Here is a 23,449-nt window from a genome sequence, read left to right as displayed (position 1 = left end):
GGCCGGCAGCGGCCGGTCAGCGCGCCGCGGAACGGCATCGGTCTGTGATGCAGGGCACATGGCCGGACACTGTAAGGGCACGGCGCGCCGATCCGTGCACTGACCACGCAGATCGTGATCAGCAGGTGACCTCGGCTCGCGACGGGCTCCCCACCACAGCAAATGGGTTGCGCATCGCAACTTCCGGACAGCACCAGGGACCCGCCGCAGAGCGGGTCCCTGGGGTGCTCAGTGGACTCGGCGGTCTCGTTCCGGGCCCCGCCGCGAGCCTGGTGACGTGCTGGACGGCCTCCCTGCAGGGCCCCGCCGCGAGCCTGCGAGTGGTGGGGGCAGGGGGTCCTCTCTCAGGCCGCGCCGACTCCTGCGCTGGACGCGGGCTGCTCGACGGCGAGCAGGTCGTAGAGGCCGGTGATCTGCAGCGGCCGGACGACCGCCCGGCTGGAGACGATCACCCGGAGGGCGACGCCGGCCTCGGTCGCGCGGCGGTGCGCGCCGGCGAGCACGCAGAGGCCGGCGGAGTCCAGGAACGTCACGGCGTCGAGGTCGACCGTGAGCGTCCGGACGCCGTCGGCGAAGGCGGTGTCCAGGACCTCGCGCAGCTGCGGAGCGGTGGACGAGTCGACCTCGCCGGTGACGGTGAGCAGGACGCCGGTGTCGGTGGAACCGGTCACGTCGATGGAGACCAGGTCGGGAACGGGAGCAGCGGTCACGGTGCGCCTCTCAGAGGTAGGCGAACCCGTGCGGAGGACCACGACGACAGCCGTGGCACGACGCGGAGTCCGGCATCAGGTGCCGCGGCTGACTGTTGAACCGCTATCCCCGACGGTAGGGATCTCCGACACCGATATCAAGGCCTGCCGGGGAGTCGGGGTCCGGCGACCCCGGACCCCACCGGGTGGGGCGACCCGGTCCGCTCCCGGACGGGGATACTGGACGGCGTGGCGCGGCGACTGATCGGGTGGGGTGGGGTCTGGCTGGTCGGCTCGATCGCCGCCTTCCTGCTGCTCGACCCGATCCTCGCCTCCTTCCTGGTCATCGTCGGCCTGTGCCTCTGGGGCGTCGCGGTGCTGTCCAGCGGCTGGGAGCAGCACCCCTCCTTCGAGCAGCGCGAGCTCGCCCGGGCCCGTCGGCGCGCCGAGCGCCGGGAGAGGACGAAGGACGCCCGGGCCCGCGACCGCGCCCGCTGGGAGGCCCACCAGCGACGCAAGGCGGAGCGCGGAGCCGGCCGGTGAGCCGGTCGGCGGCGCTCCGGTAATCCGGTCGACGGCGCCGCGGCGCGTCCGTAGCGTCGTCCCCATGCGGTCCTGACCCGTCCCTCGTGACGCCCCGCGGGTCGAGCACGTGCTCCCCGCCGTCCGCGCCGTCCTCCTGCGCCGGCGCCTCCTCCCCGCTGTCCCCCGGCTGCCGGTCGCGCAGCCCTGCCCTCCTCCGGAGGTCTGCCTTGTCACGCCCGCACCGCGCCCTCGACGGCGCACCCGCCACCGCCCGCGCCGCCCTCCCCGAGGCCGAGGCGGCCGACCTCGACCGCCTGGCGCACGCGGTCCTCGCCCGCCCCGGCGCTGCCCTCGGCGCCGCGCTGCGCGCCGTCCTGCCCGGCACGGCCGGCGCCCGGTGGCTGCGGTCGGAGGGCCTGCGCCCCACCACCCGCGCCGCCGACCTGACCGCCGAGCAGTGGCTGTCACTGCACCGCTGCTACGCCGCGGCCGGGCACCTCCCGGGGCCCGCCGCGGCCGGCGGGCGCAGCGGCCGACCGTCGGCGCACGGGCACGCACCGGGCGCGCACGCCATCCCGCGCTGGGGCCAGTGAAAGAGGCCCCCCGCCCCCCGCCACTCGCGAGCTCGCGGCGGGACCCTGCAAGGGGCCGACGGGAGGCGCCGTCGGTCCCACCTCACGGGCCGACGGCGTCCTCGGCGGCGAGCGCGGCGGCGCGGTCGGGGTGCGCGAACGCCTCGGCCAGCGCCTGGCGCAGCGGCCACGCCTCCGACCGCCAGGCCAGCGCCCGCCCGAGCGCGTCCGGTGTGCCGTCGACGTGGTCGACCCCGTTCCCCGGCCACCACGGCACCGCCCGGCCACCGGCCCGCAGCGGCTCGTGGACGGCGACCTCGCCGGACAGCTCGGTCACGCCCAGCCGAGCGGCGGCCAGCCCCGCCCCCGGGACGTCGGCCCAGCGCACGGTGCGCGCCGGGCGGCTCTCCACCCGCGCCCGGACCACCTCGCCGGCCAGCGGCAGGTCCAGCAGGTCGGCGACCGGCCCGGGCGCCCCGCCCGCGGGCACGAGTGCGGAGTCGACCAGTGGCAGGGACCACGGCGCGTCGAGGACGACGGCCTCCGCGGCGGGCACCACGCGGTCCGGGGCCACGCGCACCCGGTCCGGCGGGTCCACGTCGACGCCGTCCAGCGCCGCGGCGAGCCGGGCGTGCACGGTGCGCAGCACCGCCGGGGCGACGGTCCGGCGCGGGTCGCCGAGCCGGTCGAGCAGGTCCAGCGCGCCGTCGACGTCGGCCAGGACGTCCTCCACCGAGGCCGGTGGCCGCAGCAGGTCGAGCAGCGCAGGCGCGGCGTCGGCCGGTTCGTACAGTCCCCGCAGCTCCGCCGCGGCCGGGTGCCGCAGCCGGTCCGGACGCCGCCCGTCGAGCACCGGGTGGGTCGCCAGCCACCAGCGCAGGTAGCCGGGCACGGGCACGCCGTCGAGGACGACGTCGGCCCACGCCTGCGCGGGCAGCTCGGCCAGCAGCGGCAGCGCCCGGGTCCAGTCGGCGACCAGTTCCAGGTCCCGGACCGCGGTCAGCGGCGGCCAGGACGGCGCGGGCGCATCGGCGGGCAGCCGGTCGAGGACGGCGTCGGCCCAGTCCTGGGCCCCGTCGACGTCGAGGTCGTCGGGGTCCTCGGCGGACACCAGCGCGAAGCCGTCGAGCACGCCCACGGCGCGCAGCACGTCCGGGTCGGCGTCCACCGCGGGGTCCAGCGTCCCCAGTGCCCCGTCGGCCAGCGCGGCGGCGAAGCGCGACCCGGGCAGCACCAGCTCCCCCGCCGGCGTCCAGCCGCCGTCGGCGTCGGGCAGCGCCAGCTCGGCCAGCCACGGCAGCTCCCCGGGCGCGGGACCGGCCGCGGCGACCAGCGCCAGGACGGCGTCGGCGAACGCGCCCGGGTCGCGGTCGGTGTCCCAGCCGTCGTCGGCGGCGTCGACCGAGGCCTCGACCGCCGTCCGCACCTGCGGGTCGTCGAGCACCGCGGCGGCGGTCGCGGGGCGGGCGCCGAGCCGCTCCAGCAGCCGGCGGGCGGCGGGCGGGGCGACGGCGTCCGGATCGGCCACCCGCAGCCCGAGCGGACCCAGTCGCGCCACCGGCAGCCCCGCGTCGGGCAGCAGCACCCCCGACGGCCCGTGCGCGGTGCGGCCGTCGGCGAGCGGCACCGGCAGCGCGGCCAGCTCCTCGCGCTCGGCGCCGTCCAGGGCGGCGTAGAGCCGCGCCCACCACGCCGGCGGCCGGGCGACCCCGCGGACCGCCTCCACCGCCTCGGCGGTGCCGACCCGGCGCACCCCGAGCGCGGCGAGCGCGGGCAGGTCGCCGCGGCCGGCCCAGGCCGCCGGCAGCAGCCCGGGCAGGACGCCGGTCAGCGCGGCCACCCGCTCCTCGGTCGGCTCGGCGAGCGCCGCGGCCCGGCCGGGCGGCTGGCGGTCGCCCTCCGCCCCGGCCACCGGCAGCCACGCCGCCTCGCGCAGCCGCTCCAGCGCCGCGGTGCACAGGGCGGCGTCCAGCTCGGCGCCGGCCAGCCCGACGCGCGGCACCAGCGCGAGCACGGCAGCGTCGTCGGCCAGCCCCGCGAGCAGGTCGGCGTAGGCGCCGGCCGTCTCGGCCACCAGCGCGTCGGTGACCGGCCCGGGCAGCACGTGGCGCCGGTCGGGCCCCAGCGGGAAGGGGGCGATCAGCCGGACGGGCAGGGTCAGCGGCTCGTCGCTGGGCGTCGGGCCGTGCACCCGCTGCGGCAGCGGCAGGGGCACCGGGCGGCCGTCGTCGTCCAGCGGCACCGCCCAGGTGAGCGACCAGGCGCGGCGCTGCCGCTCCTCGACCGGCCGGCCGGCGAGCAGCTCCTCCGGCAGCAGGCCGTCCCGCCGCTCGAGCCGCCAGGTCGTCGTCCGGTCGCCGTCGGTCAGCTGCGCCCGCGCGTCCGTGTACCGCACCCCCAGGGACCGCACCGTGCCGTCGAGGACGACGTCGATCCCGGCGAGGCCGGGCAGTGCGAGCAGCAGCTCGGCCTCGAGCTCCTCGAGCGCGGCCCGGACGGCGGCCCGCGACCCGGCGCGCAGCGGCAGCACCACCTCGGTGGCGAAGCCCTCGGGCGGGGTCCCCTCGGCCGGCCAGGGCAGCCGCAGCACCGGCACCGCGCCGTCCCGGCGGGCCACCTCGTCGGTCAGCGCGCCGATGCCGGCGACCTCGGCGCGGGTGCGGTCGGCGCTGAACGCGACCCCGCCGGTGGTGGAGTGCACCGCCGGCTCGTCGGTGACCGCGAGCACCGCGGCGAAGCCGACCCCGAAGCGGCCGACGGCCGACGGCGCGTCGCGCTTGGCCGACGCGCGCAGCGTCGCCAGGCCCTGCACCCCGGCGGCGTCGAGCGGGGCGCCGGTGTTGGCCGCCCGCAGCACCTCTCCCCCGGCGCCGTCCTCGGCCAGCTCGAGCCGCAGCCGGCCCGGCACGCCGGCCCGGGCGGCGGCGTCGGCCGCGTTCTGCGCCAGCTCGACCAGCAGCCGGTCGCGGTAGCCGCCGCGGACGAGGTCCTCCTCGGCGTTGGCGTCCTCGCGGAAGCGGGCCGGGGAGCCGGCCCAGGCCGCGAGCACCCGCCGGCGCAGCTCGGCGGTGTCGAAGGGGTCGGACACCCGGCCAGCATGGCAGCGGCCCAGTGGGGTACCCCGAGTGCGTGTCCGAGATCGACGTGTCCCAGTACCGGTTGCAGGCCCTCCCCGACGACGACTCCGACGAGGACTGGGACGACGACGGCGAGCTGTTCGGCCCGGACGGCAGGCGGGTGGAGACCTGGCGGGAGGGCTACCCGTACAGCGAGCGGCTGCCGCGCAAGGAGTACGAGCGGGAGAAGCGCCGGCTGCAGATCCAGCTGCTGCGGCTGCAGGGCTGGGTGAAGGAGACCGGCCAGCAGCTGGTGGTCCTCTTCGAGGGGCGCGACGCCGCGGGCAAGGGCGGCACGATCAAGCGCTTCACCGAGCACCTCAACCCCCGCGGCACCAGGGTGATCGCGCTGGACAAGCCGTCGGAGCGCGAGCAGACCCAGTGGTACTTCCAGCGCTACGTGCAGTACCTCCCGGCCGCCGGGGAGATCGCCCTGTTCGACCGGTCCTGGTACAACCGCGCCGGCGTGGAACGGGTGATGGGCTTCTGCACCGACGAGCAGTACCAGCGGTTCATGCGCCAGGCGCCGGAGTTCGAGCGGATGCTCGTCGACAGCGGCATCCGGCTGGTGAAGTTCTGGTTCTCGGTGTCCCGGCGCGAACAGCGCACCCGCTTCATCGTCCGGCGGATCGACCCCGTGCGGCAGTGGAAGCTCTCGCCCACCGACCTGGCCTCGCTGGACCACTGGGACGACTACACCGCGGCGAAGGAGGCGATGTTCGCCGCCACGGACACCGACCACGCGCCCTGGACGGTGATCAAGAGCAACGACAAGAAGCGGGCCCGGCTGGAGGCGCTGCGCCACGTCCTGTACTCCATGCCCTACGAGGGCAAGGACGAGGCGGTCGTCGGCCGACCGGACCCCAACATCGTCGTGGCCGCGGCCGACGTCCTGGAGTCCGACCGCGAGGCGCTCGAGCGGGAGGAGCTGGCCTCGGCCCGCTGACGGTCGTCGCCGTCCGCGGCAGCTACCGGCGGGTAACCTGCGTCCCATGTCGCTCGCGGAGCAGAGGGGCGGCGCCGGGAGCCCCGCCGCCGAGACGTTCGAGTCGACCGCGCCCGCCACGGGCGCGGTCGTCGGTGTGTTCCCCGTGCACGGGGAGGACGACGTCCGCGCGGCGGTGGACCGTGCCCGCGCCGCCGCCGCGACGTGGGCCGACCACGGCTTCGACGGGCGCCGGACGCGGCTGGCGGCCTACCGCGGCTACCTCGCCCGCCGGGTGCACGAGCTGGCCGACCTGGTGCACCGGGAGAACGGCAAGCCGCACGCCGACGCGATCCTCGAGATCACCCTCACCGTCGACCACCTCGCCTGGGCCGCCACCCACGCCCGCAAGGTGCTCGGCCCGCGCCGGGTCAGCCCGGGCCTGCTGGCGGCCAACCACGCGGCGTGGCTGGAGTACCAGCCGCTCGGCGTCGTCGGCGTGATCGGCCCGTGGAACTACCCGGTGTTCACGCCGATGGGCTCGATCGCCTACGCGCTGGCAGCCGGCAACGCCGTCGTCTTCAAGCCCTCCGAGCACACGCCGGCCGTGGGCACGTGGCTGGCCGACGCCTGGCGGGCCGCCGTCCCCGACGTCCCGGACGCCCTGCAGGTCGTCACCGGCCTCGGGGAGACCGGCGCGGCACTGTGCCGCGCGGGTGTGGGCAAGCTGGCCTTCACCGGCTCGGCTCCCACCGGCCGGAGGGTCATGGCCGCGTGCGCCGAGACCCTCACGCCGGTCCTCATGGAGCTCGGCGGCAAGGACGCGATGATCGTCGACGACGATGCCGACGTGGCCGCCGCGGCCGACGCCGCCGTGTGGGGCGCGATGAGCAACGCCGGGCAGACCTGCATCGGCATCGAGCGGGTCTACGCCACCGAGCGGGTGTACGACGCCTTCGTCGCCGAGGTGACCGAGAAGGTGCGCGGGCTGCGCCCGGGCACCGACGGCGGGGCCGCGTACGGCCCGATGACGATGGCCTCGCAGACCGACGTCGTCCGCCGGCACGTGGACGACGCGGTCGCGGCGGGCGGCCGGGTCGCGGCCGGGGGCACGGTCGAGGGCCGCATGGTGGCGCCGACGGTGCTGCTCGACGTCCCCGAGACCTCTGCGGCGGTGCGCGAGGAGACCTTCGGCCCGACGCTGACCATCACCCGGGTGCGCGACGCCGAGGAGGCGCTGGAGCGCACCAACGCCAACGCCCACGGCCTGGCCGGCGCGGTCTTCTCCCGGTCGAGGGCCCGGGCCATGGACCTCGCCCGCCGGATGAGGAGCGGGATGACGTCGGTGAACTCGGTGCTCACCTTCGCCTCGGTGCCGGCGCTGCCCTTCGGCGGCGTGGGCGAGAGCGGCTTCGGCCGGATCCACGGCGAGGACGGGCTGCGCGAGTTCACCCGCGCCAAGGCCATCACCCGCCGGCGCTTCGGGCTGCCGGTGGACCTGATGAGCTTCGCCCGGCCGGCCGCGGCCGCCGACGCCCTCGCCCGGGTCGTGAGCCTCGTGCACGGGCGGCACAGGTGACCGCCTCCGTGGGCGGCGAGGAGTTCGACGTCGTCGTCGTCGGCGCGGGTTCGGCCGGCTGCGCGCTGGCCGGGCGGCTCTCCGAGGACCCGGCGCTGCGGGTGCTGCTGCTGGAGGCCGGCGGCTCCGACGACCTCCTGGAGGTGCAGGTCCCGGCCGCGCTGTACAAGGTCTGGCGCACCCGGCGGGACTGGAACTACACGACCGAGCCCCAGCCGGGCCTGGGCGGACGGCGGCTGTTCTGGCCGCGGGGCAAGCTGCTGGGCGGGTCGTCGTCGATCAACGCGATGATCTACGTCCGGGGGAGCTCGTGCGACTACGACGAGTGGGCCGAGCTGACCGGCGACCCGTCGTGGTCCTACGAGCACGTGCTGCCGCTGTTCCGCCGGATGGAGGACAACGCCCGCGGTGCCGACCGCTTCCACGGCGTCGGCGGGCCGCTGCGGGTGGAGGACCCGCGGTCGCCGCACGCCTGGTCGCGGGCGGCCGTGGCGTCCGCGCTCGCCGCCGGGTACCGGCGCAACGACGACTTCAACGGCGAAGCCCAGGAGGGCGTCGGGCTCTACCAGCTCACCCAGCGCCGCGGCCGCCGTTGGTCGGCCGCCGACGCCTACCTGCACCCGGCCGCCGGCCGGCCCAACCTGACCGTGCGGACCGGCGCGCTGACCACCCGGGTGCTCGTCTCCGGCGGGCGGGCCACCGGCGTCGAGTACCGGTCCGGCGGGCGGACCCGCACCGCGCACGCCGCGGCCGAGGTGGTGCTGGCCGGCGGGGCGGTCAACTCGCCGCAGCTGCTGATGCTCTCCGGCATCGGGCCGGGAGCGCACCTGCGCGAGGTCGGGGTCGACGTCGTGCACGACCTGCCCGGGGTCGGCGGCGGCCTGCAGGACCACCCGCTGGTGCCGGTCGTCTGGCACACCCGGTCGGGGAGGTCGCTGTCCCGGGCGGAGTCGCCGTCGGGCTACGCGCGCTGGTTCGGCGCCCGCCGCGGTCCGCTGACCTCGAACCTGGCCGAGGCCGGGCTGTTCACCCGCTCGCGCCCGGACCTGGCCGAGCCCGACCTGCAGTACCACTTCCTGCCGGTCAAGTTCTGGCGGCAGGCGGAGGTCGACCCCGACGTCGACGCGTTCACCGCCGCCGCCGTCCTGGTGCGGGTGCACTCCCGCGGCTCGGTGCGGCTGCGCTCGGCCGACCCGACCTGGGCGCCGGCCATCGACGCCGGTCACCTCACCGACGAGCGCGACCTCGACGCGCTGGTGTGCGGGATCGAGAAGGCGCGCGAGATCGCGTCGACCGGCCCGTTGGCCGCCGTCCTGGCCGAGGAGTGGTCCCCCGGCGGCACGGTGCACTCCCGGGAGGGGCTGCGTCAGGCGGTGCGCGACACGCTCGAGTCGCTGTACCACCCGGTGTCCTCGTGCCGGATGGGCACCGACGACGACGCGGTGGTCGACTCCACGCTGCGGGTGCACGGCGTCGACGGGCTGCGGGTGGTCGACGCCTCGGTGATGCCGACGCTGGTGCGCGGCAACACCAACGCCCCGACGATCATGATCGCCGAGCGGGCGGCCGACCTGATCACCGGCCGCACCGTTGACCCCGCCCTCACCGGTACCGCCTGAGGGAGGACTCCTGGCCCGGTGTATCCGTCGGGGGGCCTCGACGCTCGGACGGGTGTGAGCACCGGACGAGCGCCCCTGTCGTGGCCCTACCTCCAGCTGCTCGAGGCAGCCCACTCGCTCGGCCGCGCGGACGGCGGTCTCGCCGCGCAGGTCGAACCGGCGGGCTCGGTCGTCCCGCGGTCGACGTACTGCCGGGGCCGCGAGCCGGAGGAGTTCGCCCGTCTCCTGTGGGCCGACCGGCCGGGTGCTCCCCCGAGCGGCCTCCGGGTGAACGCGCCCCTCTGGTACGCCCACGGCTTCTCCGAGGGCCTGGCCGCCGAGCGGCGCCGTCCCGAGCGCCGCCACGCGGTCACCGCCGACGGGACGGGCTCGCTCCCGCGCACGTCCTGAGACGCCGGCGGCTCAGCCGTGGGCCTGGGCGGCGGCGGCCTCCTCGCGGTCGGTCGGCAGCGCCGTGTCGACGGCGGGCTGCGGGGTGCGCGGGATGAGGAACGACATGGCCGCCGCGGCGATGCACAGCGCGCCGGCGAGGAACCAGGCCAGGTCGTAGGAGCCGGTCACGTCGCGGATCACGCCGCCGCCGAAGGCCGCGAACGCCGACCCGACCTGGTGCGAGGCGAACACCCAGCCGAACACCACCGGCGCCCGGGGGCCGAAGAACTCGCGGCACAGCGCCAGGGTCGGCGGCACGGTGGCCACCCAGTCCAGGCCGTAGAAGACGATGAACGCGACCATGCTGACGTGCAGGTCGGGCCCGAAGAGGGCCGGCAGCAGGAACAGCGACAGCCCGCGCAGGCCGTAGTAGGCCAGCAGGAGCAGCCGCGGGTCGGTGCGGTCGGTCAGCCAGCCCGACAGCACCGTCCCGGCGATGTCGAAGACCCCGACGACGGCGAGCAGCCCGGCCGCCGTGGTGATCGGCATGCCGTGGTCGTGCGCGGCCGGGATGAAGTGCGGCTGCACCAGCCCGTTGGTCGACAGCCCGCAGATGAAGAACCCGCCGGCCAGCAGCCAGAACGGGACCGTCCGCGCGCCGGAGAGGAGCCCGCGCAGCGCCGTCCGCGCGGCGCCGGTGCGCACCGGGTCGGCGTCGTCGGCCGCCGTCCCGCCGTAGGGGACGACGCCCACGTCGCGCGGCCGGTCGCGCAGCAGCCACAGCACCAGGGGGACGACTGCCAGCGCGGCCGCGGTGGTGCCCAGCGACGCCGAACGCCAGCCCCAGGCCGCGTCGGCCGCCGCGACGAGGGGCAGGAACACCAGCTGCCCGGTCGCCCCGCCCGCGGTGAGGATCCCCGACACCAGGCCGCGGCGGGCCACGAACCAGCGGCCGGTCACCGTCGCCACCAGCGACAGCGCCATCGACCCGGTGCCCAGACCCACGAGGAAGCCCCACAGCAGCACCAGCTGCCAGCTCGTGGTCATGAAGACGGTCAGCCCGCTGCCGGTGGCGGTCAGCAGCAGCGCCGCGACGACGACCCGGCGGATGCCGAAGCGCTCCATCAGCGCGGCGGCGAACGGCGCGGTCAGCCCGTAGAGCGCCATGTTGACCGCGACTGCGGCCGAGATCGTCGTGACCGACCAGCCGAACTCCGCGCGCAGCGGCTCGATGAGCACTCCGGGCACCGCCCGGAACGCCGCGGCGCCGACCAGGGCCAGGAAGGTCACCGCGGCGACCCACCAGGCGGGGTGGACGCGGTACGTGCGCGGCGCGGCGGTGCTCGTCACGACGGAGAGCATGGCGGACGCGGCGGACGACCGGACAGTGGCCGGGAGGCCAGTACGTGGAAGGATCCGGCCATGACCCCAGGCCCGAGCTCTGGCCCGACCCCGACTCCGGCCCGTCCCCACGACGTCGCCGTCCTGGCGCTGCCCGGCTCCATCGCCTTCGAGCTCGGCCTGCCGCACCGGCTGCTGGAGTCCGCCGTCGACGCCGACGGCCACCGGCTCTACCGCGTGCGGGTCGCGACGCTCGACGGCGGCCCGGTGCGCACCTCGGCCGGCTACTCGATCACCCCCGAGCACGACGCCTCGCTGCTGGCCTCCGCCGGGACGGTCGTCGTCCCGGGGGTGTACGGCGGGCCGGCGATGACCGACGGCACGCTCCCCGACGGTCTCGGCGGGACGCTGCGGGCCGCCGCCGGGCACGCGCGGCTGGTGTCGATCTGCACCGGGGCGTTCGTGCTCGCCGCCGCGGGCCTGCTCGACGGGCGCCCGGCCACCACGCACTGGATGCACGCCGGGGCCTTCGGCCGCCTGTTCCCCGCCGTCCGGCTCGACCCCGGCGTGCTCTTCGTCGACGACGGCGACGTGCTGACCTCCGCGGGCAACGCCGCCGGCATCGACCTGCTGCTGCACCTGGTCCGCCGCGACCACGGCGGCGAGGTGGCCAACCGGGTGGCCCGGCGCAACGTCGTCGCCCCGTGGCGGGAGGGCGGCCAGGCCCAGTTCGTCGAGCGGCCGCTGCCCGAGGTGGGCGACCACGGGACGGCGGCCACCCGCGCCTGGGCCGTGGAGCGGCTCGGCGAACCCCTGACGCTCGCCGACCTCGCCGCACACGCGCGGATGAGCGTGCGCACCTTCACCCGCCGGTTCCGCGACGAGACCGGCCTCTCGCCGCTGCGCTGGCTGGCGGGGCAGCGACTGGCCCTCGCCCGGCAGCTGCTGGAGTCCACCGACGCGCCGATCGACCGGGTCGCCGCCGACGCCGGCTTCGGCACCCCGGCGTCGCTGCGCCAGCACCTGCGGGCCACCATCGGGGTCCCGCCGGGCACCTACCGGCGCAGCTACCGCGGCGGCGGTGTGACCGGACACTCCCCCGTCTGACGGCACAGGTCAGCGCCGCGTCTGGTTGAGTAGCAGTACCGGCGCCGCCCTGCTGCCCATCCGGGGCGCGGGACTCGACGTCGGGCTGTGGCAGCGCCACCCCGGCGCGCCCGGCTGTCCGACGTCCCGCCGACGATGCGGTACCCGTCCCTGCCCTGCGCGGGGGCGCTGGTGCGCTCGTGCCGGGTCGCCCGACGGCGAACCGAGCACCGAGGAACACCCATGACCCCGCACGACCCCTCCACCGCCGCCCCCGAGGGCGCCCGCCGGCGCCGTCGCGGCGGCCGCGGCCGGGGCGCCCGCCCCGACACCGCCCAGGCGCAGCAGCCGACGGCGGAGGCTGCCGTCGTCCCGGCCGGCTCGCCCGTCGTACCGGTGGGGGACGACGCCATGTCGTCCGCCCACCCCACCACCCCGGCGACGCTCCCCACCGACGCCACCTTCGCCGACCTCGGCGTCCCCGCCCCGCTGGTCGAGGTGCTCGCCGCCAGCGGCATCACCGCGCCGTTCCCCATCCAGGTGGCCACGCTGCCCGACACCCTCGCCGGGCGTGACGTGCTCGGCCGCGGCCGCACCGGCTCGGGCAAGACGCTGGCCTTCAGCCTGCCGCTGGTCGCCCGGCTGGCCGCCTCCGACAGCCGCCGGCAGCCGAGGCGGCCGCGCGCGCTGGTGCTGGTGCCGACCCGCGAGCTGGCCAACCAGGTGCTCGCCGTCGTCGACCCGCTGGCCCGCGCGCTGGGCATGAGGGCGACCACCGTCTTCGGCGGCGTCGGGCAGAACCCGCAGGTGCAGGCGCTGGCCGGCGGCATCGACGTCCTCATCGCCTGCCCCGGCCGGCTGGAGGACCTCATCGGCCAGGGCCACTGCGACCTCTCCGCCGTCGAGATCACCGTCCTGGACGAGGCCGACCACATGGCCGACCTCGGGTTCCTGCCCGGCGTCAAGCGGCTGATGGACCGCACCCCTGCGACCGGCCAGCGGCTGCTGTTCTCCGCCACCCTGGACAACGGCGTCGACGTGCTGGTCAAGCGCTACCTGTCCGCTCCCACGACGCACTCGGTCGACCCCGCGGTCGCGCCGGTGTCCACCATGACCCACCACGTGTTCCGGGTGGAGGCCGCGGACAAGCCGGCCGTCGTCCGGGAGCTGGCCTCCGGTCTGGGCCGCAGCATGCTGTTCACCCGCACCAAGCACCAGGCCAAGAAGCTCGCCAAGCAGCTCACCGCGGCCGGCGTCCCGGCCGTCGACCTGCACGGCAACCTCAGCCAGAACGCCCGCGAGCGCAACCTCGAGGCGTTCAGCAACGGCAGCACCCGGGTGCTGGTCGCCACCGACATCGCCGCGCGCGGCATCCACGTCGACGACGTCGAGCTCGTCGTCCACGTCGACCCGCCGGCCGAGCACAAGGCCTACCTGCACCGTTCGGGCCGCACCGCCCGGGCCGGCGCCGGTGGCACCGTGGTCACCGTCTCCACCCCCGACCAGGCCGGTGAGGTGCGCACCCTCGCCCGGCAGGCCGGCATCACCCCGACGGTGAGCGCCGTCCGCCCCGGCGCGGCGCAGATCAGCGCGCTGACCGGACCGGCCGCCCCGCACGTCGAGCCGGCGCCCGCGCCGGAGCCCCAGCCGCAGGGCCAGGGCGGCGGCCGGCGCCGCCGGTCCGGGGGCGGCTCCGGCCGCTCCACCGGCCAGGCCGGCACCGCCTCCGGCGGCGGGACGGCGTCCGCCCGCGGCCAGGGCCGGACCTCGGGTCCGGCGCGCACCCGGGCCGAGCTCGCGGCGCGCGCCGGGACGCACTCGGCGGCGTCGTTCAGCGGACGCGCCCGCCGCGGCGGGCGCTGACCGGGCCGGGGCGGCAACGACGGTTGACGCCCCGGCTGATGGGCACTGGACCGTTCGACCAGGGCCAGGCCAGGTCCTGACCGTCCGCGACCAGCGAGGAGCACCATGGCACTGCCCATCACCCTCTCCGAGATCGCGCCCCGCATCTCGGCCGGCGCGTTCATCCTCAACAGCGGCCTGGGCAAGCGCGGCGCCGACGAGGGCACCGCGGCCGGCCTGCACGGCTTCGCCACCGGCACCTACCCGTTCCTCAAGAGCGTCGACCCGGCGACGTTCGTCAAGGTGCTGGCCTACAGCGAGATCGCCGTCGGGACAGCACTGCTGACGCCGTTCGTGCCCACCGCCGTGGCCGGCGCGGCGCTGACCGCCTTCTCCGGCGGGCTGCTGGGGCTCTACCTGAACACCCCCGGGATGCGGAAGCCGGGCAGCCTGGCGCCGACCCAGGAGGGGCTGACGGTGGCCAAGGACGTGTGGCTGCTCGGCATCGGCATCGGCCTGCTCACCCGCGGGACGATCGACCGGGAGCCGCGCCGGGTGCGCAAGGCCGCGAAGACCCTGACCAAGGCCAACAAGAAGGTCGCCAGGGCCGCCGAGCGCGCCGCCTGACGGACACGGGGCCGGGGTCTCCCCCGGCCCCGTGCGTCAGCCCGCAGGGACACCCCGGCCGACGATCCGGTGCCCGCGCAGGGGCTCATCCGGCCGCTGCGCACCGATCCGGGGCCGGGAGGAGCCGCGCCGTCCGGTCGCCCCGGGACGTCGCACCACCGTGGTCGCCTGGTGCCGGAGCGTGACGGGAGTGCCCGCGTCGTCGTGACCCCCGGGTCGAGGGGTTCCCCGGAGTGCTTGACCCCTGCAGCATCGCGGGGCAACGGGGATCCGCCGTCGGGGCGGCGTCGCCGTCGTCCCGAGGAGGTCCGCGTGCCCCATCCGCCCGCTCTCGCCCGCTCCCACCGCACGGCAGCCGCCGCGATGGTCCTGGCCGCCGGGATCGGCCTGGTCGCCGGGTGCTCCGCGGACGCCGAGGCCGTGGACACCCCCGCCGCCGGTACCTCGGCCGCCGCGCCCTCCAGCAGCGCGGAGGCGAGCACGTCGTCCGCGGCGCCCTCCTCGTCGGCCGCGAGCTCCCCTGCGCAGGCCGAGGCCGAGACGGTCTCGGTCACCGAGGGCGAGATGTTCATCGAGCTCTCGGAAGACTCCTACTCCGCCGGCTCGTACACCTTCGAGGTCGTCAACGAGGGCCGCATGCCGCACGACTTCGTCGTGGAGCGCGACGGCGAGGACGTCGCGGCCACCGAGGTCCTGCAGCCGGGTCAGTCGGCCACCCTTACGGTCAACCTGGAGGAGGGCGACTACGTCCTCTACTGCTCGGTCGGCAGCCACCGCGCCGCGGGCATGGAGACGCCGATCACGGTCGGCGCCTGAGCGAGGACCCCCCGCCCCCGGCCCGTCCAGGGCGCCGCCCCGAGCCTCCGAGGGGCGGGGAGGACGGGAGGCCTCCCACCCCCAGGGGCCACCGAACTCCGGGAGGTGGACGGCGGGCCCCCCGGACCGCCGTCCACCTCCCGGCCCATCAGTTGCCGCTGGCGAACGCCGCGTCGAAGGCGGCCGCCGGCGGGTCGAAGGCCAGCCGGCGCACGAACGCCAGCGCCTCGGGGGCGCCCACCAGCCGGTCCATGCCGGCGTCCTCCCACTCGACCGAGATCGGCCCGTCGTAGCCGATGGTGTTGAGCATCCGGAAGCACGCCTCCCACGGGACGTCGCCGTGACCGGTGGACACGAAGTCCCAGCCGCGCCGCGGGTCGGCCCAGGGCAGGTGCGAGCCCATCCGGCCGTTGCGGCCGTTGCCCACCTGCTTCTTCGCGTCCTTGCAGTCGACGTGGTAGATCCGGTCCTTGAAGTCCCAGATGAACGACACCGGGTCGAGGTCCTGCCAGACGAAGTGGCTCGGGTCCCAGTTCAGCCCGAACGCCTCGCGGTGGCCGATGGCCTCCATGGTGCGCACCGTCGTCCAGTAGTCGTAGGCGATCTCCGACGGGTGGACCTCGTGCGCGAAGCGGACGCCGACCTCGTCGAAGACGTCGAGGATCCGGTTCCAGCGCGCGGCGAAGTCGGCGTAGCCGTCCTCGATCATCGACTCGGGCACCGGCGGGAACATCGCGACGGTCTTCCAGATCTTCGACCCGGTGAAGCCGACGACGGTGTCCACCCCGAGCTTCGCGGCCGCCCGGGCGGTCGTCTTCATCTCCTCCGCCGCCCGCTGCCGGACGCCCTCGGGGTCGCCGTCCCCCCAGACGCGCGGGTGCACCATGCCGCGGTGCCGCTCGTCGATCGGGTCGTCGCAGACGGCCTGGCCGTTGAGGTGGTTGGAGATGGCCCAGACCTTCAGGCCGTACTTGTCGAGCAGGGCGAGGCGCTCCTGCACGTACGCGTCGTCGTTCGCGGCGCGCTCGACGTCGAGGTGGTCGCCCCAGCAGGCGATCTCCAGGCCGTCGTAGCCCCACTCGGAGGCGAGCCGCGCCACCTCCTCGAAGGGCAGGTCGGCCCACTGGCCGGTGAACAGGGTGACGGGACGGGGCATGTCGGGGTCCTCCTGGTTCAGATCTCGGTCCAGACGGAGCGGGCGGCGGCGCTGCGCTCGACGGCGTCGAGCACCCGCTGCACCTGCAGCCCGTCGGCGAAGGACGGCGTCGGGTCCTCGCCCTTGGCGATGGCGGTGACCAGGTCGACGACCTGGTGGGTGAAGCCGTGCTCGTAGCCCAGGCCGTGCCCGGCCGGCCACCAGGCGCCGACGTAGGGGTGCTCGGGCTCGGTGACGACGATGCGGCGGAAGCCCGCGGTCGTGGCCGGCTCGTCGCCGTCGTAGAAGTGCAGGACGTTCATGTCCTCGAAGTCGAAGGCCAGGCTGCCGCGTGAGCCGTTGACCTCGATCCGGATGGCGTTCTTGCGGCCGAGGGCGAACCGGGTCGCCTCGAAGCTGGCCAGCGCCCCGCCGTCGAACCGGCCGAGGAAGACCGCGGCGTCGTCGACGGTGACCGTGCCCATGCCCTCCCCGGCGACGCCGGACAGCGACCCGGCCGACGCCGGCAACGGACGTTCCTTGACGAAGGTCTCCAGCAGCGCGCTGACCCCGGTGAGCCGCTGCCCGGTGACGTACTGGGTGAGGTCGACGATGTGCGCGCCGATGTCGCCGAGCGCACCCGAGCCGGCCTTCTCCTTCTCCAGCCGCCACGACATGGGGGCGGCCGGGTCGGCGATCCAGTCCTGCAGGTACTGGGCGCGCACGTGCCGGATCTCGCCGAGGCGGCCCTCGGCGATCAGCTGCCGGGCCAGGCCGATGGCCGGGACGCGGCGGTAGGTGAAGCCGACCATCGACCGGACGCCGCGGGTCGCGGCGCGGGCGGCGGCCTCGGTCATCGCCTCGGCCTCGGCGACCGAGTTGGCCAGCGGCTTCTCGCAGAGCACGTGCTTGCCCGCCTCGAGCGCGGCGATCGCGATCTCGGCGTGGGTGTCGCCCGGCGTGCAGACGTCGACGAGGTCGACGTCGTCACGCTCGAGCACGCGGCGCCAGTCGGTCTCGACCGACGACCACCCGAGGCGCTCAGCGGCGTCGGCGACGCGGACGGCGTCCCGGCCGGCCAGCACGGTGAGCTCGGGACGCACGGGCAGGTCGAAGAAGTGGGGGGCGGTGCGCCAGGCCTGCGAGTGCGCGGCGCCCATGAAGGCGTAGCCGATCAGGCCGACGCCGAGGGTCGGGGGCATGCGGTCTCCTCACCGGAGCCGCCGGGGGACGGCGCGCCGTCCCCCGGCGACCGGCGTGTCAGCGGGTCAGGACTCGAACGCGGCGTCGATGTACTGGTCGACGTTGTCCGCGGTGACGACGGGGGCGTCGAGCACGATCCGCTGCGGCACCCCCTGCGAGGCGAGGTCGGACAGGCTCTTGCCCTGCACGATCAGCCGGGCGAGCGCGATCCCGTCCGCGGCCTGGGTGTGCGGGTAGATGACCGTCGCGTCGAGGACCGACTGGCCGCCCTGGATCTCACGCATCGCGTTGGCCGACCCGGCGCCACCGACCATGATGAACTCGTCGCGGCCGGCGTTGTTGATGGCGGCCAGGACGCCGACGCCCTGGTCGTCGTCGTGGTTCCAGATGGCGTCGATCTGCGGCGCGGCCTGCAGCAGGTTGGCCGCGGTCCGCTCCCCGCCCTCGACGGTGAAGTCCGCCGCCACCCGGTTGTCCACGTTGAGGCCGCACTCGGCCAGCGCGTCGGCGAAGCCCTGGCTGCGGTCCTGCGTCAGCGGCAGCGAGTCGATGCCGGCGATCTCCGCGACGACCGCGTCGGGCTGGTCGCCCAGCTGCGTGCAGATGTACTGGCCGGCCGAGACGCCCATGCCGTAGTTGTCGCCGAGGACGGTGGCCTGGGCGGCGAACGGGCTGTTGAACTCGCGGTCGACGTTGATGACCGGGATGCCGGCCTCCATGGCCCGCAGGGCGACGGGGGTCAGCGCGGCGCCGTCGAAGGGCAGCAGCACGATCGCGTCGACGCCCTCGTTGATGAAGGTCTCGACCTGGCTGATCTGGGTGCTGACGTCGTTGGTGCCCTCGGCGACGGAGAGCTCGACGTCCTCGTAGCGGTCGGCCTCGGCCTGCGCGGCCTGGCTGATGCCGGCCATCCAGCCGTGGTCGGCGGCCGGCGCGGAGAAGCCGATGCGCACCGTCTCGCCGGGCTCGTCGTTGGCGGTGGCGGCCTCGTTGCCACCGCCGCCCCCGCCGCCGGAGGCCTCGGGGGTGTTGCTCGTGCAGCCGGCGACCAGGACGCCGGCGCCGAGAACGGCGAGCGCGGTCGACGTGACACGACGGAACGGGCGCTGCCTCGCTGCAGACATGTTCTCTCCTCGGTGATCGCCTCCCTGGCTGTCGTAGGCCAGGTGGTGGGTCGTGCGGGTGGTGCCGGTCCGGGGGGACGGGTGCCGTCCCCCCGGACCGCGTCAGGGGCGGTCGGTCGTCGCGCCGGGCGCGGGGCCGCCGGGACCGCCGGGCGTCGCGCCGCCGGAGACCGTGCCGGCCGCGCCGGCCGGGGCGGGCGGGCTGCCGGCGCCCGAGCCGCGGCCGAGCCGGCCGAGGCTGAACGAGCCGGTCGCCAGCCGCATCTGCAGCAGGACGGCGACGACGATGATCACGCCGCGCGCGACCGCCTGGGCGGAGCTGGACAGGTTGTTCAGCGTGAAGACGTTCCCGAGCGTGGTGAAGATCAGGACGCCGAGGACGGTGCCGACGATGGTGCCGCGACCGCCGATGAGCAGGGTGCCGCCGATGACCACCGCGGCGATCGCGTCCAGCTCGTAGAGCGTGCCGTGGGTGGAGCTGCCGGTGGTCGTCCGCGCCATGAGCATGACCGCGGCGATGCCGCAGGTGACGCCGGAGAGCACGTAGAGCCACATGGTGTGCCGCTGCACCCGGATGCCGGCCAGCCGCGCGGCCTCGGCGTTGCCGCCGACGGCGAAGGTGCGCCGGCCGAACGTCGTCCGGTTGAGCAGCACCCACCCGGCGACGGCGACCAGCGCGAAGATGATGACCAGGGTCGGGACGCCGAGGACGTCGCCGGAGAAGAAGGCGAGGAAGTCCCGGTCCTGCACGATCTGGGTGCGCCGGTTGGCGATGATCTCGGCCAGGCCGCGAGCGGCCGCGAGCATGGCCAGCGTCGCGATGAAGGCCACGAGTTTGCCGTAGGCGATGACGATCCCGTTGACCAGCCCGCAGCCGGCGCCCACCAGGAGCGCGGTGACCACCATGACGATCCAGTGGAAGTCCGCCGCCATCGCCTGGGTGGCCAGCGTCGTCGCCCACACCGAGGACAGCGCCACGATCGCGCCGACCGAGAGGTCGATGCCGCCGCCGATGATCACGAACGTCATGCCGACGCTGACCACGCCGATCACCGCGGCCAGCCGCAGGATGGTCAGCACGTTGTCGACGGCGAGGAACCGGTCGGGGGCGGTGGCGGTGCCGACGATGCAGAGCACCGCCAGGGCGACGACGAGGCCGAGGTTGCGGCCCACGGGACCGGCGAGGAACCCCGGCCCGCTGCGGCGCCCCGCCGTGCCGGAGGGTTGCCGGGGAGCGTCCGTCCCCGTCGCCACGGTCGTGCTGCTCATGCCACGTCCCCTTCGCGCTGTGCGTGTGCGGCGCCGTGGGCGGCCGCGTCCTCCATGACCAGGTCGAGCACGCGGTGCTCGTCGAGCGCGCCGGCCGGTTCCTCCGCCAGCACGCGGCCGTCACCGATGACCAGGACCCGGTCGGCCAGGCCGAGCACCTCGGGGATCTCGCTGGAGACCACGACGACGGCCACGCCGCGGTCGGCCAGCCCGCGGATCAGCGCGTACATCTCCGACCGGGCGCCGACGTCCACGCCGCGGGTCGGCTCGTCGAGCAGCAGCACCTGGCAGTCGCGCAGCAGCCACCGGGCCAGCACGACCTTCTGCTGGTTGCCGCCCGACAGCGTCCGCACCTCCCGGTCGACGTCGGCCGGCCGGACCTCGAGTGCGCTGACCTGCTGCCGGGCGGCCTCGCCCTCGGCGGACCGGGAGAGGAAGCCGGCGCGGGTGAACCGGGCCAGGCTCGAGAGGCTGATGTTGCGGGCGACCGACTCCCCCAGCAGCAGGCCCTGGCTCTTGCGCTCCTCGGGGGCCAGGCCGACACCGGCGGCGACCGCGGCGGCGACGTCCCCCGGGCGCAGCCGCCGTCCGCCGACCCGGACCGTGCCGGACGTCGGGCGGCGGGCGCCGTAGACGGTCTCGAGGATCTCCGAGCGGCCGGAGCCGACCAGGCCGGCGAGGCCCACGACCTCGCCGGGGCGGACGGTGAAGGAGACGTCGGCGAAGGAGCCGCGCAGCCCCAGCCCCTCGACCTCGAGCAGCGGGGCGGCGTCGGGGTCGGGGTGCTCGCGCCGCTCGGGGAAGACGTACTCGATGTCCCGGCCGGTCATCAGGGTGATGACCTCGCGGGTGGCGGTCTCGCGGGCGGGCAGGCCGGTGGCGACGGTGCGGCCGTCCTTGAGGACGGTGATCCGGTCGCCGACCTCGCGGATCTCCTCGAGCCGGTGGGAGATGTAGACGACGGCGACGTCGTGCGCGGTGAGGTCGCGGATCACCGTGAACAGCCGTTCGACCTCCTCGCTGTCCAGGACGGCCGACGGCTCGTCCATGATGATCAGCTTCGCGTCCTGGGAGAGGGCCCGGGCGATGCTGACCATCTGCTGGGCGGCCGCCGACAGGGAGCCGACCTCGGCGGTGGGCCGGATGTCGGCGTGGCCGAGGCGCTCCAGCAGCCGTGCGGCGGCGCGGTTGGCCGAGGACGGCCGGGTCACGCCCAGCCGCGCGTGCTCCCGGCCGAGGAAGACGTTGTCGGCGACGGTGAGGCCGGCGACCAGGTCGAGCTCCTGGTAGATCGTCGCGATCCCGAGCGACATGGCCGCCTGCGGGTCGGTGAGCCGCACCGGCTCGCCGCGCCAGCTGATCCGGCCGGCGTCGGGCTGGTGCGCCCCGGCCAGCACCTTGATGAGGGTCGACTTGCCGGCGCCGTTCTGGCCGAGCAGGCAGTGCACCTCCCCCGCGCGGACGTCGAGGTCGACGCCGTCGAGCGCCCGGACACCGGGGAAGGACTTGACGACGCCGTGCACCTCCAGCAGCGGAGGTCCACTCGACGGCGACGGAGACGAGGACATCGGCACCACCCAGACTTCTGCTCAACCCTGACCATTAGTCGGCTGAAGCGAGAACATAAGGCCGTCGTGGCATGTGGTCAAGGCCACGCAGCGGGGGTTGCCGAAACGAGATGTGCGATCACTGCGGTCCTCAGGACCGCGGTGTCACCTCGCGAGGGCCTGCTCGACGGACTCCTCGTCGAGGAACCCCTCGATGGCCATGAGGGCGGCGCCGACCCGGCCGGAGAGCTCCGGAGCCGCGCTGACGGTGATCTCCAGCGCGCGTGCGGCCAGCGGCATCGAGCGCCGGTAGACCGACTCGCGGATCCCGGCCAGCAGCGGGACGCCGGCCTGTGCCACGCCGCCGGTGATGACGATGCGGTGGGGGTTGAAGAAGTTGACCAGCGCCGCGAGCACCGTGCCGATCGTGCGGCCGGCCTCGCGGACCAGCTCGATCGCCGCGCCGTCGCCTTGCGCCGCGCGTTCCACGACCTCGCGCGTGGTGCCGACCGGCAGCCCCGCCGCCACGGCGTCGCGCAGCAGCGCGCCACCGCCGGCGAGCGCCTCCAGGCAGTTCTCCTGGCCGCACCGACAGGTCACGACCCGCCCGTCGGGCGTGCTGACGTAGATGTGCCCGATGTCCCCGGCGCTGCCCTGCGCCCCGCGGTAGACCCGGCCGTCGACGATGACGCCGCAGCCGATGCCGGTGCCGACCTTGACCACTAGCACGTCCTGCACCGACCCGGCGGCGCCCATCTCCCCGAGCGCCATGACGTTGACGTCGTTGTCGACGTAGACCGGGCACTCGTAGCGGCCGAACGCGCTGGGGATCGGATAGTCGTGCCAGCCCGGCATGATCGGCGGGTGGGAGGGGCGCCCGCTGGAGTGCTCCACCGGCCCGGGGACGCCGACGCCCACGGCGCAGACGTCGTCCGGCTCCAGACCGGCCTCGGCGAGGACCAGCTGGGCCAGCCGGTCGACCTCGGCCAATACCGGGCCGGGGCCGTCGGCGATGTCGATCGGGTGGCCGATGGTGGCCAGGATCTCGGCCGAGAGGTCCGTGACGGCGACGTCGACGCTGGTCACCCCCAGGTCCACCGCGAGCACGCACCCGGCGCGGCTGTTGAACCGCAGCAGGGTCGGCGGCCGGCCGCCGGTGCTCCAGCCGCGCCCGCCCTCGGCGAGCAGGTTGGCCGCGATCAACTGGTCGACGCGGGCGCTGACGGTGTTCCGCGAGGCGCCGGTCAGCGCGACCAGCTCGGCCCGGCTGCACGCGCGGCCGGTGCGGACGTGCCGCAGCAGCGCGCCGGCCGAGGCGGAGGAGTGGGCCACGAGCACATCGTGTCACGCAGCGGCCACCCGCCCGGGTGTCCCAGCCCATCAGGCACCAGGTCGGAGCCCTCCTGCCCCGGTCCGGCCGGCCGCCTCGCGGAGCAGCGCCGCCACCTGCTCCGGGTGGGTCATGGGGGTCAGGTGGGCCGCCCCGGGGATCTCGACGAGCCGGCCGTCCGGCGCAGCCGCCGTCACGGCCGCGACCCAGTCGTGCGGGCAGAGCCGGTCGCGGGTGCCGCGGACGACGGTCACCGGCACCCGGACCACCCTCAGCCGGGCGTCGATCCGGTCGGGTGAGGCCACGGCCCACAGCTGCCGCATGGCCCGCGGCCCGGTGTGCCGCCACTGCGGCAGCGCCAGCAGCGCGCGCGGCCACCGCTCGCCGACCGCCGTCGCCGCCCACCGCCGGACCAGCCCCGCGGCCGACCGCAGCCGTGGGTCGGTGGTGGGCCCGAGCAGCACGAGCCCGGCGACCCGGGGGTCCCCGGCCGCGGCGGCGGCCACCTGACAGCTCTGCGAGTGGCCGACCAGCAGCACCGGCCCCTCGCCGAGTCGGGCACGCAGCCCGGCGGCGAGCTCCTCGAGCGACGGCACCGGCCCCGGCAACCCCATCCCCGGCAGCAGGACGACGTCGGCGGGCACCAGCTCTCGGAGCCGGGCCGAGGAGCGCTCGTCGAGCCCGAGTCCGGGGACGAGGACCGGCCGGGGTCCGGGTTTCGGCACCGAACCG

Annotated in this window: 20 protein-coding genes; 10 read left to right on the top strand and 10 right to left on the bottom strand. The window is 75.8% G+C overall.

Features of this window, described 5'->3' with window-relative positions; all coding sequences use genetic code 11:
• Positions 1 to 344: 344 nt before the first annotated feature.
• Positions 345 to 710, bottom strand: a complete 366-nt coding sequence (locus ACWIX7_RS19840; RefSeq protein WP_448618128.1) for an STAS domain-containing protein — start codon at positions 708 to 710, stop codon at positions 345 to 347.
• A 228-nt stretch (positions 711 to 938) separates the two neighbouring features.
• Here ACWIX7_RS19840 and ACWIX7_RS19835 point away from each other — a divergent pair, with 228 nt between their 5' ends.
• Both ACWIX7_RS19835 and ACWIX7_RS19830 read left to right on the top strand, forming a co-directional pair.
• Complete coding sequence (locus ACWIX7_RS19835; RefSeq protein WP_448618127.1) at positions 939 to 1,232, top strand: hypothetical protein; 294 nt, start codon at positions 939 to 941, stop codon at positions 1,230 to 1,232.
• Positions 1,233 to 1,441: 209 nt separating this feature from the next.
• Complete coding sequence (locus ACWIX7_RS19830) at positions 1,442 to 1,807, top strand: hypothetical protein (protein ID WP_448618126.1); 366 nt, start codon at positions 1,442 to 1,444, stop codon at positions 1,805 to 1,807.
• Positions 1,808 to 1,889: 82 nt separating this feature from the next.
• Here ACWIX7_RS19830 and ACWIX7_RS19825 read toward each other — a convergent pair whose 3' ends face one another.
• Positions 1,890 to 4,874, bottom strand: coding sequence for a sacsin N-terminal ATP-binding-like domain-containing protein (locus ACWIX7_RS19825; RefSeq protein ID WP_448618125.1), 2,985 nt, complete (start codon positions 4,872 to 4,874; stop codon positions 1,890 to 1,892).
• 41 nt (positions 4,875 to 4,915) lie between these two features.
• Between ACWIX7_RS19825 and ppk2 the strand changes: the two genes are divergently transcribed.
• Genes ppk2 through ACWIX7_RS19805 form a run of 4 tightly spaced genes read left to right on the top strand, consistent with a single transcriptional unit; the run spans position 4,916 to position 9,415 of the window.
• Positions 4,916 to 5,848: a polyphosphate kinase 2 gene (gene ppk2 / locus ACWIX7_RS19820; protein ID WP_448618124.1), complete on the top strand. Its 933-nt coding sequence runs from the start codon at positions 4,916 to 4,918 to the stop codon at positions 5,846 to 5,848.
• A gap of 46 nt (positions 5,849 to 5,894) precedes the next feature.
• Positions 5,895 to 7,406 carry an aldehyde dehydrogenase family protein gene (locus tag ACWIX7_RS19815; protein WP_448618123.1) on the top strand — a complete coding sequence of 504 codons (1,512 nt, stop codon included), beginning with the start codon at positions 5,895 to 5,897 and terminating at the stop codon, positions 7,404 to 7,406.
• The gene (locus ACWIX7_RS19810) at positions 7,403 to 9,025 is read left to right on the top strand and encodes a GMC family oxidoreductase (protein ID WP_448618122.1); all 1,623 of its coding nucleotides are present in this window, start codon (positions 7,403 to 7,405) and stop codon (positions 9,023 to 9,025) included. The genes ACWIX7_RS19815 and ACWIX7_RS19810 overlap by 4 nt, the downstream gene beginning before the upstream one ends.
• A gap of 54 nt (positions 9,026 to 9,079) precedes the next feature.
• A complete protein-coding gene (locus ACWIX7_RS19805) occupies positions 9,080 to 9,415 on the top strand; it encodes a hypothetical protein (protein WP_448618121.1) in 336 nt (111 codons plus the stop codon).
• Between the two features lie 12 nt (positions 9,416 to 9,427).
• On the opposite strand, the gene ACWIX7_RS19800 is transcribed toward ACWIX7_RS19805, so the two are convergent.
• Complete coding sequence (locus ACWIX7_RS19800; RefSeq protein WP_448618120.1) at positions 9,428 to 10,747, bottom strand: MFS transporter; 1,320 nt, start codon at positions 10,745 to 10,747, stop codon at positions 9,428 to 9,430.
• Positions 10,748 to 10,819: 72 nt separating this feature from the next.
• On the opposite strand from ACWIX7_RS19800, the gene ACWIX7_RS19795 reads away from it, so the two are divergent.
• The 4 genes from ACWIX7_RS19795 to ACWIX7_RS19780 all read left to right on the top strand — a co-directional run bounded on the left by ACWIX7_RS19795 (position 10,820) and on the right by ACWIX7_RS19780 (position 15,109).
• Entirely contained in the window at positions 10,820 to 11,845 is a 1,026-nt protein-coding gene (locus tag ACWIX7_RS19795) for a GlxA family transcriptional regulator (RefSeq protein ID WP_448618119.1), read from the top strand.
• A gap of 222 nt (positions 11,846 to 12,067) precedes the next feature.
• A complete protein-coding gene (locus ACWIX7_RS19790) occupies positions 12,068 to 13,687 on the top strand; it encodes a DEAD/DEAH box helicase (protein ID WP_448618118.1) in 1,620 nt (539 codons plus the stop codon).
• Positions 13,688 to 13,792: 105 nt separating this feature from the next.
• Positions 13,793 to 14,293, top strand: coding sequence for a hypothetical protein (locus ACWIX7_RS19785; RefSeq protein WP_448618117.1), 501 nt, complete (start codon positions 13,793 to 13,795; stop codon positions 14,291 to 14,293).
• A 312-nt stretch (positions 14,294 to 14,605) separates the two neighbouring features.
• On the top strand, positions 14,606 to 15,109 hold the full coding sequence (locus ACWIX7_RS19780; RefSeq protein WP_448618116.1) for a plastocyanin/azurin family copper-binding protein: 504 nt from the start codon (positions 14,606 to 14,608) through the stop codon (positions 15,107 to 15,109).
• Between the two features lie 148 nt (positions 15,110 to 15,257).
• Here ACWIX7_RS19780 and ACWIX7_RS19775 read toward each other — a convergent pair whose 3' ends face one another.
• From ACWIX7_RS19775 to ACWIX7_RS19745, 7 genes are all read right to left on the bottom strand, one after another.
• Positions 15,258 to 16,265, bottom strand: a complete 1,008-nt coding sequence (locus ACWIX7_RS19775; RefSeq protein WP_448618115.1) for a sugar phosphate isomerase/epimerase family protein — start codon at positions 16,263 to 16,265, stop codon at positions 15,258 to 15,260.
• A 17-nt stretch (positions 16,266 to 16,282) separates the two neighbouring features.
• Positions 16,283 to 17,446, bottom strand: a complete 1,164-nt coding sequence (locus ACWIX7_RS19770; protein WP_448618114.1) for a Gfo/Idh/MocA family protein — start codon at positions 17,444 to 17,446, stop codon at positions 16,283 to 16,285.
• Positions 17,447 to 17,512: 66 nt separating this feature from the next.
• Positions 17,513 to 18,571, bottom strand: a complete 1,059-nt coding sequence (locus ACWIX7_RS19765; protein ID WP_448618113.1) for a substrate-binding domain-containing protein — start codon at positions 18,569 to 18,571, stop codon at positions 17,513 to 17,515.
• A 102-nt stretch (positions 18,572 to 18,673) separates the two neighbouring features.
• A complete protein-coding gene (locus ACWIX7_RS19760) occupies positions 18,674 to 19,840 on the bottom strand; it encodes an ABC transporter permease (protein ID WP_448618112.1) in 1,167 nt (388 codons plus the stop codon).
• The gene (locus ACWIX7_RS19755) at positions 19,837 to 21,408 is read right to left on the bottom strand and encodes a sugar ABC transporter ATP-binding protein (RefSeq protein ID WP_448618111.1); all 1,572 of its coding nucleotides are present in this window, start codon (positions 21,406 to 21,408) and stop codon (positions 19,837 to 19,839) included. The genes ACWIX7_RS19760 and ACWIX7_RS19755 overlap by 4 nt, the downstream gene beginning before the upstream one ends.
• A gap of 144 nt (positions 21,409 to 21,552) precedes the next feature.
• Positions 21,553 to 22,719, bottom strand: coding sequence for an ROK family protein (locus ACWIX7_RS19750; RefSeq protein WP_448618110.1), 1,167 nt, complete (start codon positions 22,717 to 22,719; stop codon positions 21,553 to 21,555).
• A 48-nt stretch (positions 22,720 to 22,767) separates the two neighbouring features.
• Positions 22,768 to 23,442, bottom strand: a complete 675-nt coding sequence (locus ACWIX7_RS19745) for an alpha/beta fold hydrolase (protein WP_448618109.1) — start codon at positions 23,440 to 23,442, stop codon at positions 22,768 to 22,770.
• Positions 23,443 to 23,449 lie beyond the last annotated feature (7 nt).

Source organism: Geodermatophilus sp. URMC 65 (assembly GCF_053502545.1).
This window is presented reverse-complemented; position numbering and strand designations above follow the sequence as displayed.

Excerpts from the sequence above, each read along its gene's own strand:
- ACWIX7_RS19815 (WP_448618123.1), top strand. The coding sequence starts at position 5,895 with ATGTCGCTCGCGGAGCAGAGGGGCGGCGCCGGGAGCCCCGCCGCCGAG.
- ACWIX7_RS19795 (WP_448618119.1), top strand. The coding sequence starts at position 10,820 with ATGACCCCAGGCCCGAGCTCTGGCCCGACCCCGACTCCGGCCCGTCCC.
- ACWIX7_RS19790 (WP_448618118.1), top strand. The coding sequence starts at position 12,068 with ATGACCCCGCACGACCCCTCCACCGCCGCCCCCGAGGGCGCCCGCCGG.
- ACWIX7_RS19785 (WP_448618117.1), top strand. The coding sequence starts at position 13,793 with ATGGCACTGCCCATCACCCTCTCCGAGATCGCGCCCCGCATCTCGGCC.
- ACWIX7_RS19775 (WP_448618115.1), bottom strand. The coding sequence starts at position 16,265 with ATGCCCCGTCCCGTCACCCTGTTCACCGGCCAGTGGGCCGACCTGCCC.
- ACWIX7_RS19770 (WP_448618114.1), bottom strand. The coding sequence starts at position 17,446 with ATGCCCCCGACCCTCGGCGTCGGCCTGATCGGCTACGCCTTCATGGGC.
- ACWIX7_RS19765 (WP_448618113.1), bottom strand. The coding sequence starts at position 18,571 with ATGTCTGCAGCGAGGCAGCGCCCGTTCCGTCGTGTCACGTCGACCGCG.
- ACWIX7_RS19760 (WP_448618112.1), bottom strand. The coding sequence starts at position 19,840 with ATGAGCAGCACGACCGTGGCGACGGGGACGGACGCTCCCCGGCAACCC.
- ACWIX7_RS19755 (WP_448618111.1), bottom strand. The coding sequence starts at position 21,408 with ATGTCCTCGTCTCCGTCGCCGTCGAGTGGACCTCCGCTGCTGGAGGTG.